We start from the raw sequence: 11,965 nt of genomic DNA on the forward strand, positions 1-11,965 counted from the left end.
ACCTGCCCTGGGATCGGGGAACCAACGGTCGGGTACCCCGGAAGCCCGATCTCACGTCACCGGTCACCGACACCCGCGAACCACCCATTCATACGAGTACGCCATCAATAGCGGCTTACTGCGCAAAGAATGACGTTACGGGCGATACCGTCTCGTCCATGCCTCCCGCGATCACCGGCCCCGTCCGTGACCCCGTCACCGGCCGCCCCGTCACCGACCGGGTTGCCGGCCGTCGCGTCACCGGCCGCGTCGCCGGACGGGGCCGCACCGCCCCGACGGCCGCCGCCACCCGTCCCGCCCTCTCCGCCCTCTCCGTCTGAACCATCCCGCACCGCACTCTCCCCGCAAGGAGCACCGCACCATGAAGGACGCCTTCGGCATCCCGCAGTCCCTGCTCGTCCTCGGTGGGACGTCCGAGATCGGGCTCGCCACGGCACGCCGGCTGATCGCCCGCCGTACGCGTACGGTCTGGCTGGCCGGGCGCGCGTCGCCCGCGCTGGACGCCGCCGCCGACCAGCTGCGTACGCAGGGCGCGGACGTGCGCACCGTGGAGTTCGACGCTCTCGACCCGGGCGCGCACGCCGAGGTCCTCGGCAAGGTCTTCGCGGAGGGCGACATCGACATGACGCTCCTCGCCTTCGGTGTCCTCGGTGACCAGGCGCACGACGAGGCCGACCCCTCGGCCGCCGTCCGGGTCGCCCAGACCAACTACACGGGCGCCGTCTCGGCGGGGCTGGTGTGCGCGGCGGCGATGCAGGCACAGGGACACGGTTCGCTGGTGGTGCTGTCGTCGGTGGCGGGCGAGCGGGCGCGGCGGGCGGATTTCATCTACGGGTCGAGCAAGGCGGGTCTGGACGCGTTCGCGCAGGGGCTCGGGGACGCCATGTATGGCACGGGCGTCCATGTGATGGTCGTACGGCCCGGCTTCGTACGGACGCGGATGACGGCCGGGCGCGAGCAGACGCCACTGGCGACGACTCCGGAGGCGGTGGCCGTGGCGGTGGAGCTGGGGCTGCGGCGGCGCTCGGAGACGGTGTGGGTGCCGGGGGCGCTGCGGGTGGCGATGTCGCTGGTACGGCACCTGCCGAGGGCCGTGTTCCGGCGACTGCCGATCTGAGTCCGCCGAGGGCGGTGGACGGAGGTGGCGGGGCTGGTGTGCGGGCGGTGTCCCGGCGAGTGCCGGTTAGGCGCGCGGGCCTGCGGGCCGGCGAGTGCCGGTCCGGCGCGCGGGCCTGCGGGCCGGCTACGTACGCGGGGACGAGGTGGCGGGCAGGCCGGCGGGGGTGCTCTGCGAGGGCACTCCCGCGATCTCCGTACCGCCGCCGAAGGCGTACTCGTGCAGCATGCGCCAGACACCGTCCGGGCCCTGCTCGTAGAGGGCGAAGGACGCGCAGCTCCAATGGGCCGTGTAGTCGGACAGCTCCCCGTACGCCCGGTCCATCGCCTCCTCGGAGATGCCGTGCGCCACGGTGACATGCGGGTGGTAGGGGAACTGGAGTTCTCGCGTCAGCGGACCTGACGCGTCCCGGACCCGCTTCTGGAGCCAGGTGCAGGCCGAGGCGCCCTCGACGACCTGGACGAAGACGACCGGCGACAGCGGACGGAAGGTGCCCGTGCCGGAGAGCCGCATCGGGAAGGGGCGGCCCGCCGTGGCGACGGAGGCGAGGTGCGCCTCGACGGAGGGCAGCTTGGCGGCGTCGACCTCGGTCGGTGGCAGCAGGGTGACGTGGGTGGGGATGCCGTACGCGGCCGTGTCGCCGAAGCCCGCGCGGCGCTCCTGGAGCAGGCTGCCGTACGGCTCCGGGACCGCGATCGAAACGCCGAGCGTTACGGTCCCCACGTCGTTCTCCTCCATGTGGTGTGCGGTTGTCGCGGGTGGTTCGGGTCCTGCGGGGTGCTGCGAGTCCTGCCGGGTGCCGCTGGTCCTGCGGTGGCGCCGGGACGCAAGGGCCACGGGTGTGGCCGGTTCCGTCCCGGAGTCAGTGTGACGCTCGTACCGCACTGCTGGCCAGGGTCCTTGGTCAGCAGTGCGCGGGCGGCCCGGATGCGATAAGAGGCCAGGCGGCGGACCCGGGCGGAACGGGAGGGTCCCGCGTGGCCCGCCGGACCAGGACCCCTCACCGCTTCGGCGGCCCCTGCCCGGCGTGGATCCGGTGCCTTCCCGATGCCCGCCCGACGCGTGGTCGGTGCCTGCCGGGCCGTCCGCCGACCCGCCTGCTCAGCGCCTGCTCAAAGCGTCCCGAGCGCGCGCTCAGGGCGTGCTCGGCGCCTGCTCAGTGCTTCGCGGGCAGGAAGCCGACCCGGTCGTACGCCTGGGCGAGCGTCTCCGCCGCCACCGCGCGGGCCTTCTCGGCGCCCTCCGCCAGGATCGAGTCCAGCGACTCCGGGTCGTCCAGATATTCCTGGGTACGGCTGCGGAACGGTGTGACGAAGTCGACCATGGCCTCCGCCAGATCCACCTTCAGCGCGCCGTATCCCTTGCCCTCGTACCGCTGCTCAAGATCCGCGACGGGAGTGCCGGTGAGCGTGGCGAAGATCGTGAGGAGATTGCTGATGCCCGGCTTGGCCTCGGCGTCGAAGCGGATCTCGGTGCCGGTGTCGGTGACGGCACTCCTGATCTTCTTCGCGGTGACCTTGGGGTCGTCCAGCAGATTGACCAGGCCCTTCGGCGTGGACGCCGACTTGCTCATCTTGACCGTCGGATCCTGGAGGTCGTAGATCTTCGCGACCTCCTTGACGATGTGCGGCCGGGGGACGACGAACGTGTCACCGAACCGGGTGTTGAACCGCTCGGCAAGGTCACGTGTCAGCTCCACGTGCTGGCGCTGGTCCTCGCCGACCGGCACCGCGTCCGCCTGGTAGAGCAGGATGTCGGCGACCTGGAGGATCGGATACGTGAACAGTCCGACGGTCGCGCGCTCGGCACCCTGCCGGGCCGACTTGTCCTTGAACTGCGTCATCCGGGACGCCTCGCCGAAGCCCGCCAGACAGTTCATCACCCAGCCGAGCTGCGCGTGTTCGGGCACATGGCTCTGGATGAAGAGGGTGCAGCTCTGCGGATCGAGACCGGCGGCGAGCAGCTGCGCCGCCGCGAGCCGGGTGTTGGCGCGCAGCGCGGCGGGCTCCTGCGGGATCGTGATCGCGTGCAGGTCCACGACCATGTAGAAGGCGTCGTGCGTTTCTTGCAGCGCCACATACTGCCGGATCGCACCGAGGTAGTTCCCGAGATGGAACGAGCCTGCGGTGGGCTGGATACCGGAGAGCGCGCGAGGACGAGTGACCATACGGACATTGTCTCAGGTGGCACCGACAGGTCGGGAACGGATCTCCGGTGACCGGTGTATCCAAGGTGTGAGGACACGGGAGGGGACGCTTGAGGGGGGCCGCACCCTGACGGTCGCGGACGAGTCGGCTGTGGTCGCGCGTGTGCGTTCCGGCGAGCGGGAGGCGTACGCGGAGTTGGTGCGGGCCTATACGGGGATCGCGCTCCGGGTGGCGGTGGCCTGCGGCGCGGGCGCGGATGCGGAGGACGTGGTGCAGTCCGCGTTCATCAAGGCGTATCTGTCGCTGGGGAGTTTCCGGGACGGTGCGCCGTTCCGGCCCTGGTTGATACGGATCGTCGCCAACGAGACGAGGAACACCGTGCGGTCCGCCGTCCGGCTGAGGGCGGTGGCTGGCCGTGAGGCGGCCCTGTTGCGGGACGAGCCGCTGATACCGGAATCGGCGGACCCGGCGGTGGCCGCGATGGAGGAGGAGCGCAATGCCGAACTGTGGTCGGCGCTGGACGAGTTGAGCGACGACCACCGCGATGTGGTGGCGTGCCGCTATCTGCTGGAGATGAGTGAGGCGGAGACGGCGGAGGCGCTGGGCTGGCCTCGGGGCACGGTGAAATCACGGCTGAGCCGCGCGCTGAAGCTGATGGGCGGGCTGTTGACGTCCGGCCCCGCGCCGGAATCGCCGTCATCGTCGCCGTCCGTGGCGAAGTCGAATGTGGCGAAGCCGTCTGCGGAGAAGCCATCTGGAGAGAAAGGGGGTGGCGACCGTGGCTGACGACAAGCGCGCGGAGGAGGAGGGGCGCGGGGCGGAGCTGGAGAGGGAGTTGCGGGCGCTGGGTCGCGGAATGCGGCTGCCGGACGTCGACGGCGAGACCATGGCGGAGCGGGTGCTGGCCCAACTCCTCGCCGATGCGGCTCCCGTGCCGTCGTCCACGCGGACGCCGACACCGACACCGGCCCTGGCGTCGGAACCGGAACGGGAATCTGATCCAGGTGCGGGGTCGGGTTCTGAGTCGGGGCTGGCGTCGGCATCTAAGTCGGGCCCGGGGTCGGGTCGGACGCTGATTCCGGCTCAGGTCCCGGCTCGTCTGTCCGCTCGACCGGTGGCTCGGGTGCCCGATCGGACGTCGGGGCGGGCCGCTCGTGCCGTGCGGGTCCGTGGGCTGCCACGACGCGGAAGGCGTACGTGGACGGCCGGACTCGCGGGGCTGCTGGTGGCGCTGACGCTGACGCCTCCGGTGCGCGCGGCCGTGGCGGACTGGTTCGACTTCGGCGGGGTCCGGGTGAGATACGACCCGAGGGCGACACCCGGTCCGAACGCGCGGGCGCCGGGCTGCGCCGATCCGGTCTCGATGGGGGAAGCGGAGCGAGAGGCGGGATTCGCACCACGGGTCCCGACCGCCTTGGGGGCGCCTCACCGGGTGTCGGTCGACGGGGCGGAGGGCCGTCCGGTCATCAGTCTGTGCTGGACGGACTCCGGCGGCCGGACTGTACGACTGGAACAGTTCCGGGCCGGCCTCGACCTGATGTTCTCGAAGCAGATCCGGCAGGAGGTCACGTGGGTGGCGCTGAACACCGGGGAGTCGAACGGGACTCCGGGCCTGTGGTTCGCCGATCCGCATCTGCTGCGGTTCCGCATGATCGACAGGCGGGGTACGCACTGGACGGCTTCGGCGCGGACAGCGGGTCCCACCTTGCTCTGGGAGTACGGCGGCGGGAGCGGCGACGGCGAATCGCTGACGCTGCGGCTGGAAGGCGTGGGCTCGCTGGACCACGCGAAGGCCGTCGCGGAATCGATGCCCTGACCGCGTGCGCCAACCCCCTGCCGCGTCGTCCCGTCGTCCCGTGACCCGACTCTCGTCCCCCGGCCCTCGGTGCCGGGGAATGGGAACCAGTCCGTTCCGGGCGGTGTACAGGAAGTGACGCCAACACGGTCCGGACCGTCCGGGGCGGGCGTCGGCAGGGGGAATCATGCGGCTTCTCCGTACAAGCAGGGCCGGGCAGCTCGCCGTCCTGTTCGCGGTGACGGCACTGACCATGCTGTTCATCCCCAGCGCGTCGGCCGGTGGACCCACGAGCGTGCTGATCGCCTCCCCGGAAAGGGCGGAGACGGCATCGCTCTACTACAGCGACGCGGAGTACGAGGCACTGAGCCAGCAGCTCGGCGCTCAGGAGCCGACCAGTGCGGAGACTGGCCGCGAGGAGCCGGGGAGGCCGCCGGAGGGCCCGGCGAAGCGCCCCTCATCGCTGGACCCGGCCGAGGACGCACGGCAGATCAATGTCACATGGATGGCCCACGACACCTGGCCCTGGCGGTGGGACCGGGTGTATCCCGGCTCGGACACCTCGACGGTCTGGATACACACGTCGATCAACGCGACGGAGCCGGAGACCGGGGTCTGGCACCGGGCGAAGCAACCGGCCGCGCTGCGAGCGCTGTTGACGGGGATCGGAGTCATGGGCGAGAAGAAGGACTCCGGGTCCGGCGCCGCGTCGCCGTCGCCGTCCGCGAAGGAGTGGACGCGGGTTCCGGAGCGGCGGACGGCGGCAGCAGCTTCGGGCGGCGGCGGGGACGGCCGGTGGTGGGCGATACCGGCGCTGGGGACAGGAGTGGTGCTCGGTCTGGTACTGCGTCCACTGGCCGGGAGGCTGCCCCGGCCGCTGTCCGGACAGGGCGGACGGAGGGCGGGGCCGGGTGGGCGCCGTCAGCTTCCGGACACGTGATCCAACCGGGTCCGCCCGTGGGGTTGTCTCTCCAGGCACGCCGGGGGCAAGGTTTCTTCGTCCGCACCGGCGAGTGACGATAGAAACAGGGGCACTACCCCGCCCCGACCGGATGGCTTGTCTCGACCGAACGGAGAACCCGTGGCGACAACAGAGCGTGCCATCGCCTCTGCGGAGGCGCACAGCGCACACAACTACCACCCGTTGCCCGTCGTCGTCGCCTCGGCGGACGGCGCGTGGATGACCGATGTGGAGGGACGCCGCTTCCTCGACATGCTCGCCGGCTACTCGGCGCTCAACTTCGGTCACGGAAACCGTCGTCTCATCGACGCCGCCAAGGCCCAGCTCGACCGGGTGACGCTCACCTCGCGGGCGTTCCACCACGACCGGTTCGCCGACTTCTGCACGCAGCTCGCGGAGCTGTGCGGCATGGAGATGGTGCTGCCGATGAACACGGGCGCGGAGGCGGTGGAGACCGCCGTCAAAACGGCTCGCAAGTGGGGCTACCGGCGGAAGGGCGTCCCGGACGGCGCGGCGCGGATCATCGTCGCGGCGGACAACTTCCACGGCCGTACGACCACGATCATCAGCTTCTCCACCGACGAGGAGGCCCGTGCCGACTACGGGCCGTACACGCCGGGCTTCGACATCGTGCCGTACGGGGATCTCGCCGCCCTCGAAGCCGCGATGACGGACAACACCGTCGCCGTCCTGCTGGAGCCGATCCAGGGCGAGGCGGGGGTGCTGGTGCCGCCGCCGGGCTATCTCTCCGGCGTACGGGAGCTGACCCGGGACCGGAACGTGCTGTTCATCGCCGACGAGATCCAGTCGGGGCTGGGCCGGACCGGCAAGACCTTCGCCTCCGAGCACGAGGGCGTGGTGCCCGACATGTATGTGCTGGGCAAGGCGCTGGGCGGCGGGGTGGTACCGGTGTCGGCGGTGGTGTCGTCGGCCGAGATCCTCGGTGTGTTCCGGCCGGGCGAGCACGGGTCGACGTTCGGTGGGAATCCGCTGGCGTGCGCGGTGGGCCTGGAGGTGGTCGCGATGCTGCGCACGGGTGAGTACCAGCAGCGGGCGGCGGAGCTGGGCGATCATCTGCACCACGAGCTGGGGCTGATGACGACCGGCGGCGCGGTGGAGGCGGTGCGCGGCCGGGGCCTGTGGGCCGGCGTGGACATCGCTCCGTCGTACGGCACGGGCCGGGAGATCTCCGAGAAGCTGATGGGCCGGGGGGTGCTGGTGAAGGACACGCACGGCTCCACGATCCGGATCGCACCGCCGCTGGTCATCAGCAAGGAGGATCTGGACTGGGGACTGGAGCAGTTGGGGGCGGTCCTGACCCGGTAGGCGGGGCCGACGGGCGGCGGGTGGTCGGGCGGTCGGGCGCCGGAGAACTCGGCGGGCCGGGACCGGGGGGTCGGGCGTGCGACGGGCGGGGGCACCCGGCCACCCGGGTCCGGACGGACTGTCGGGCCTGTGCCACCCTCCCCGGGTCCGGACGGCGGTCCTTCGGATCCGGGACAGCCCGCCCGGCGTCCGGGGAACTCTTCCCGCTACAGGATGACGTGCGGGAGGAAGCGGGCGTACTCGTCGGTGATCAGGCCCGAGGACTCCCGGATGCCGAGCCCGGCGGCCTCGTTCTCGACCACCCAGGCGCCGAGCACGACCCGGTTGCCGTCGAAGTCCGGCAGCGGCGCCAACTCCTGGTAGCAGCACGCCTCTTCGCGTACGACCGGGGCCAGGCCAGGTTCGTGGACGACGACTCCGGCGCCCTCGCGGCCGAGCAGCGGCTTGGAGACGTAACCACCGTTCAGGGCGAGTTCGCGGGGCCCGTCGAGATAGGCGGGCAGCAGGTTCGGGTGGCCCGGGTTGAGCTCCCAGAGGATCGCCAGCAGCGCCTTGTTGGAGAGGAGCATCTTCCAGGCGGGCTCGATCCAGCAGGTGCTGCCGGTGCCGCCGCCGTTGTCGAGGGTGTCGAGCACGCGCGATCCGAAGCGGTCCGTGGTCAGCCACTCCCACGGATAGAGCTTGAAGCAGCTGCGGATGAAACGGAGCCGTTCGTCGACGAAACGCCTGGTCAGCCGGTCCCAGCCGATCTGCTCGACAGACAGGGCCTCGGTGTCGATGCCCGCCTGCTGGGCCGTCTCCCGCAGATAGGCGACGGTCATCAGGTCCTCGCCCAGCTCGTCGCCCTCGGAGTGGGCGAAGTGCAGGGGGCCCGGCGGCAGTAGCGGCGCCTGGCGGCGCCAGGCTTCGACCAGCCGTTCATGGAGGGAGTTCCACTGGTCGGCGCCGGGGAATCGTTCCTCCATCCAGAACCACTGCGGGCTCGCGGCCTCGACCAGGGAGGTGGGGGTGTCGGCGTTGTACTCCAGCATCGTGGCCGGGCCGGTTCCGTCGTAGCGGAGGTCGAACCGCCCGTATATGGAGGGCAGTTCGTCCCGGCGCCGCCAGGACTCGGTGATCAGGGCGGCCAGCCGGCGGTCGGTGATGCCGAGGTCGGTGAAGCGGTCGTTCTTCACGATGTGGGCGGCGGCGGCGAGGCTCAGGGCGTGCAGTTCCTCGACCACGGCTTCGAGGGCCTCGACCTCGGGGAGGGAGAAGACGTAGTAGGCGCTCTCGTCCCAGTACGGTCGCAGGGAACCGTCCGGGTGGCGGGTGAGCGGGTAGACGAGCCCCTGCTCCTCGACGGTCTGCTGCCAGCCGGGGCGCGGCTCGATGGTCCGCCGCCGCATCAGCGCGTGCCCGGCGTCGTGGGGCGGCGGCGCACGCTCATCCGCCGCCGGAGCCGGAGGAACAGCCGAAGCCGCCCCGGTCGACCGCCGACTTGTCGAAGCTGCCGCCGTGGACGCGGCCCTTGCTGCTCTTGCCGCCGTAGTAGTAGGCCCCGTTGCCGTCGTCGTCGCATTCGTTCGAGGACAGTTCCTCGTACGAGTTGCGGTCGGCGCAGCGCCGGTCCGGCTCGGACCCGCACGAGGTGATCGTCAAAGCGAGTATCCCCATACCGCCGAGCACCACTGTGCTCGACCGCAGCCTGCGTTGTTTCGCGGCGGCCATGGCCCCGTCCTCCCCCGTCTGCCGGCCGGTTCGCCGACCCTGTCAATCCCGTGCTCGCCGCACACACTAGATGCCCGGTTGCCGCAGGGGCCAAGGTGGTGCGCCAACTGACCGCCATCCCCACCCTTTTACGGCCTTTGTTCCGGGTGGGACGGGCGTGGCGAGGGAGAAAAACCCATTGTCCGGCGGAACGACCCGTCGGGCAGGATGCGGTGACCCGTTGCCGCCTTGCTCGCCAAACGGCGGGAGCCCGTCGCAGCCGAGCCCGAGGAGAGCGAAGCGCCATGTCCGACGCCGTCGGCCGTCCCGCCGATCCGACCCTGCTCCACCCGATCCCCGGCCAGCCACGGGTGGTGCTGCTGAAGCCGCTGATCACCTCGGAGTTGATCGAGGTCGGGGATTTCACCTACTACGACGACCCCGACGAGCCCACGGCGTTCGAGACGCGGAACGTGCTCTACCACTACGGGCCGGAGAAGCTGGTCATCGGGAAGTACTGCGCGCTGGGCACGGGGGTGCGCTTCCTGATGAACGGCGCCAACCACCGGATGGACGGGCCCTCGACGTTCCCCTTCCCGATCATGGGCGGTTCCTGGAGCGAGCACGCCGATCTCCTCGCCGGGCTGCCCGGCCGGGGTGACACGGTGGTGGGCAACGACGTGTGGTTCGGCTACGGCAGCATGGTCATGCCCGGTGTCCGGATCGGCCACGGAGCGGTGATCGCGTCGGGCGCGGTGGTGGTCGGGGACGTACCGGACTACGGCATCGTCGGGGGCAACCCCGCGACACTGATCCGCCGCCGCCACGGGGACGCGGACGTCGAACGGCTGCTGTCGATCGCGTGGTGGGACTGGCCCGTCGAGCACATCACCGCGCATGTGCGCACGATCATGTCGGGGAGCGTGGCGGAGCTGGCGGCGGTGGCCCCGGTGTCGTGACGGACCGTCGCGATGGACTGTCCTGACGAGCTGTCCTGACGAGCTGTCGCGACGGCGGGACCGGCCGCCGACGGGACCGGACCCGCTACTGCGCCTGGGAGGCGATCTGGATCAGATTGCCGCACGTGTCGTCGAAGACGGCGGTGGTGACCGGTCCCATCTCCAGAGGGGCCTGGACGAAGCGGACCCCGAGGCCGGTGAGGCGCTCGTGCTCCGACGTGACGTCGTCCACGGCGAACTGGGCCAGCGGGATCCCGTCCGCGACGAGCGCGTCGCGGTAGGTTCTGGCGGCCGGGTGGCCGAGGGGCTCCAGGAGGAGTTCGGTCCCGCCGGGCTCCTCCGGCGACGCGACGGTGAGCCAGCGGTCCGTCTCGCCCAAGGGGACGTCGTGCTTCTTCACGAAGCCGAGGACCTCGGTGTAGAAGGTCAGGGCCTTGGCCTGGTCGTCGACGAAGACGCTGGTCAGATGGATCTTCACGGGGTGCTCTCTTCCGAGGGGGACGCGACGGACGTGTCCGGTGCTGTGGGTTGGCCGGGTACGGCAGGCGAGTGGCGCGGACCTGTCGTGGCGGGTGTGGTGGGCGTGGTGGGCCACCGCTCGGTGATCTGCCGCAGCGGGGCGGTGTTCAGGTCATGGAATTTGTAGCGGCCCTCCCGCCGGGTCTCGACGAGCCCGGCGGCCTCCAGCACCGCGAGGTGCTGCGAGATCGCCTGGCGTGAGAGGCCGAGCCGGTGTCTCATGCTCAGCCGCGAGCAGATCTCGAAGAGCGTCTGGCCGCTGTGCTCGGTCAGCTCGTCCAGGATGATGCGACGGGTCGGGTCGGCCAGGGCTTTGAAGACGTCGTCGGCCACGACCCGAGCATAGGCAAACATTCACTTGCCTATCAAGAGAGAGCGCGCTCGATCTCGTCCGCCGGGAACACGGTCCGCCTGCTCTCGCCGAGCAGCCGCCCCTGAAACTCCTCCAAAACGAGCGCCGAACGCGCGTACCGGTCCAGAAGCGCGCCGACGTCATCGCGTACGCCCTCCGGCCGCCGCCCGGCCGTCCACGCGCGCAGGAACCGGACGTGCCGCGCATCGTCGCGTTCGTCGTCGAACAGATGGTGCCGGATGAGATGGGTCGTCGTGTAGAAGCGGTCGTACAGCCGGTGACGCGCGTGGAAGTCGGCCTCGGGCGGGGCGAGTTCGAAGCCGGAGCTGAGGGCGAGCCCGAAGTCGGCGAAGTAGATCAGCCGCCCGTCGGTGAGGACGTTGCGGAAGTGGGCGTCGAAGTGGACCAGCCCGCGCGCGCTCATGAAGTCGGCGCCACGGGTCAGGGCGTCCACGACCCAGGGGTACGGCGACGGCTCCCCGTCCGCCCCGTGCCGCCGTTCGGCCAGCCAACCGCCGAGTGTGTGCGGCACATGTTCAAGGAACAGCACCAATTCGGCCGTCGACGCCCCGAGGGCCTCCAGCCGCCGGCGTACGGCGGGTGAACCGTCCCAGTGCGAGACGGCCTTGTCGATGCCGCCGAACCCGTCCACGAATCCGTCGGGGGCGGAACCGGGCAGCACCCGCCAGTGGTACATCAGCGGAAAACCCTGGTAGGCGTCGGCGTCATCGAGGACCCACCGGGTGGTCAGGGTGTGGGTGGCGAGCTCTCGCCAGGCACCGAATCCGGCGGAGCCGATGCCGTACTGGTAGAAGAGCGGCAGCCCGAAGAGGTTGGCGGTCGACCGCGCGTGCGAGGGACGCAGTTCAAGCTCGGTGAGCGGGATCCGCTTGACGAAAACGCGCCTGCCGCCGACGTCCAGCTCCCCCGACCGACCGCCGATCCCGGCCCCGAGCGGGTCGGCCCCCGCGACGAGCTGCCCGAGCCGCCGGTCGCCGAGCGGCGCGAGGACGGCTCCGACGGCGGCGAAGTCGGCCAACCGCCGCGTGCGCAGTGCCTGGTTCATGGTCGGTGCCTCGACTTCGGATCGGTGCGGTGTG

At 70.9% G+C, this 11,965-nt stretch carries 13 protein-coding genes and 1 pseudogene; 7 read left to right on the plus strand and 7 right to left on the minus strand.

The annotated features are described in order from the left end of the window. Positions 1 to 158 precede the first annotated feature (158 nt). Positions 159 to 320: a hypothetical protein gene (locus tag OG875_RS10770; protein WP_330174007.1), complete on the plus strand. Its 162-nt coding sequence runs from the start codon at positions 159 to 161 to the stop codon at positions 318 to 320. 41 nt (positions 321 to 361) lie between these two features. Continuing rightward, the gene (locus OG875_RS10775) at positions 362 to 1,117 is read left to right on the plus strand and encodes a decaprenylphospho-beta-D-erythro-pentofuranosid-2-ulose 2-reductase (protein ID WP_330174008.1); all 756 of its coding nucleotides are present in this window, start codon (positions 362 to 364) and stop codon (positions 1,115 to 1,117) included. Between the two features lie 126 nt (positions 1,118 to 1,243). Here the strand turns inward: OG875_RS10775 and OG875_RS10780 are convergent, their stop codons facing one another. Both OG875_RS10780 and trpS read right to left on the minus strand, forming a co-directional pair. Continuing rightward, a complete protein-coding gene (locus tag OG875_RS10780; protein WP_330174009.1) occupies positions 1,244 to 1,840 on the minus strand; it encodes a 2'-5' RNA ligase family protein in 597 nt (198 codons plus the stop codon). A gap of 433 nt (positions 1,841 to 2,273) precedes the next feature. Further along, positions 2,274 to 3,284: a tryptophan--tRNA ligase gene (trpS, locus tag OG875_RS10785; RefSeq protein WP_330174010.1), complete on the minus strand. Its 1,011-nt coding sequence runs from the start codon at positions 3,282 to 3,284 to the stop codon at positions 2,274 to 2,276. Between the two features lie 67 nt (positions 3,285 to 3,351). On the opposite strand from trpS, the gene OG875_RS10790 reads away from it, so the two are divergent. The 4 genes from OG875_RS10790 (at position 3,352) to rocD (ending at position 7,346) form a co-directional block, all read left to right on the plus strand. Beyond that, positions 3,352 to 4,050 (plus strand): RNA polymerase sigma factor, encoded by a 699-nt coding sequence (locus OG875_RS10790; protein ID WP_330174011.1) that lies wholly within the window; start codon positions 3,352 to 3,354, stop codon positions 4,048 to 4,050. A gap of 439 nt (positions 4,051 to 4,489) precedes the next feature. Beyond that, the gene (locus OG875_RS10795; protein ID WP_330174012.1) at positions 4,490 to 5,080 is read left to right on the plus strand and encodes a hypothetical protein; all 591 of its coding nucleotides are present in this window, start codon (positions 4,490 to 4,492) and stop codon (positions 5,078 to 5,080) included. A gap of 166 nt (positions 5,081 to 5,246) precedes the next feature. Then, a complete protein-coding gene (locus OG875_RS10800) occupies positions 5,247 to 5,999 on the plus strand; it encodes a hypothetical protein (RefSeq protein ID WP_330174013.1) in 753 nt (250 codons plus the stop codon). 141 nt (positions 6,000 to 6,140) lie between these two features. Next, positions 6,141 to 7,346 (plus strand): ornithine--oxo-acid transaminase, encoded by a 1,206-nt coding sequence (gene rocD / locus OG875_RS10805; protein ID WP_330174014.1) that lies wholly within the window; start codon positions 6,141 to 6,143, stop codon positions 7,344 to 7,346. Between the two features lie 206 nt (positions 7,347 to 7,552). Here rocD and OG875_RS10810 read toward each other — a convergent pair whose 3' ends face one another. Together OG875_RS10810 and OG875_RS10815 are read right to left on the minus strand one after the other, a co-directional pair. Next, entirely contained in the window at positions 7,553 to 8,734 is a 1,182-nt protein-coding gene (locus OG875_RS10810; protein WP_330174015.1) for a glutathionylspermidine synthase family protein, read from the minus strand. Positions 8,735 to 8,771: 37 nt separating this feature from the next. After that, the gene (locus OG875_RS10815; RefSeq protein WP_330174016.1) at positions 8,772 to 9,056 is read right to left on the minus strand and encodes a hypothetical protein; all 285 of its coding nucleotides are present in this window, start codon (positions 9,054 to 9,056) and stop codon (positions 8,772 to 8,774) included. A gap of 284 nt (positions 9,057 to 9,340) precedes the next feature. Between OG875_RS10815 and OG875_RS10820 the strand changes: the two genes are divergently transcribed. Further along, complete coding sequence (locus tag OG875_RS10820; protein WP_330174017.1) at positions 9,341 to 9,994, plus strand: CatB-related O-acetyltransferase; 654 nt, start codon at positions 9,341 to 9,343, stop codon at positions 9,992 to 9,994. Between the two features lie 85 nt (positions 9,995 to 10,079). On the opposite strand, the gene OG875_RS10825 is transcribed toward OG875_RS10820, so the two are convergent. From OG875_RS10825 to OG875_RS10835, 3 genes and pseudogenes are all read right to left on the minus strand, one after another. Further along, a complete protein-coding gene (locus tag OG875_RS10825) occupies positions 10,080 to 10,472 on the minus strand; it encodes a VOC family protein (protein WP_330174018.1) in 393 nt (130 codons plus the stop codon). A gap of 68 nt (positions 10,473 to 10,540) precedes the next feature. After that, a pseudogene (locus OG875_RS10830) lies at positions 10,541 to 10,846 on the minus strand (ArsR/SmtB family transcription factor); the annotation flags it as partial. Positions 10,847 to 10,878: 32 nt separating this feature from the next. Further along, positions 10,879 to 11,931, minus strand: a complete 1,053-nt coding sequence (locus tag OG875_RS10835; protein WP_330174019.1) for a protein kinase family protein — start codon at positions 11,929 to 11,931, stop codon at positions 10,879 to 10,881. Positions 11,932 to 11,965: the final 34 nt, after the last annotated feature.

Origin of the sequence: Streptomyces sp. NBC_01498 (assembly GCF_036327775.1) — a bacterium.
Lineage (GTDB): Bacteria > Actinomycetota > Actinomycetes > Streptomycetales > Streptomycetaceae > Streptomyces.

What these genes read in the sequence shown, in the direction of transcription:
- OG875_RS10770 (WP_330174007.1), top strand. Translation starts at nt 159, where the DNA reads ATGCCTCCCGCGATCACCGGCCCCGTCCGTGACCCCGTCACCGGCCGC.
- OG875_RS10835 (WP_330174019.1), bottom strand. Translation starts at nt 11,931, where the DNA reads ATGAACCAGGCACTGCGCACGCGGCGGTTGGCCGACTTCGCCGCCGTC.
- OG875_RS10800 (WP_330174013.1), top strand. Translation starts at nt 5,247, where the DNA reads ATGCGGCTTCTCCGTACAAGCAGGGCCGGGCAGCTCGCCGTCCTGTTC.
- OG875_RS10810 (WP_330174015.1), bottom strand. Translation starts at nt 8,734, where the DNA reads ATGCGGCGGCGGACCATCGAGCCGCGCCCCGGCTGGCAGCAGACCGTC.
- OG875_RS10815 (WP_330174016.1), bottom strand. Translation starts at nt 9,056, where the DNA reads ATGGCCGCCGCGAAACAACGCAGGCTGCGGTCGAGCACAGTGGTGCTC.
- OG875_RS10775 (WP_330174008.1), top strand. Translation starts at nt 362, where the DNA reads ATGAAGGACGCCTTCGGCATCCCGCAGTCCCTGCTCGTCCTCGGTGGG.
- OG875_RS10820 (WP_330174017.1), top strand. Translation starts at nt 9,341, where the DNA reads ATGTCCGACGCCGTCGGCCGTCCCGCCGATCCGACCCTGCTCCACCCG.
- trpS (WP_330174010.1), bottom strand. Translation starts at nt 3,284, where the DNA reads ATGGTCACTCGTCCTCGCGCGCTCTCCGGTATCCAGCCCACCGCAGGC.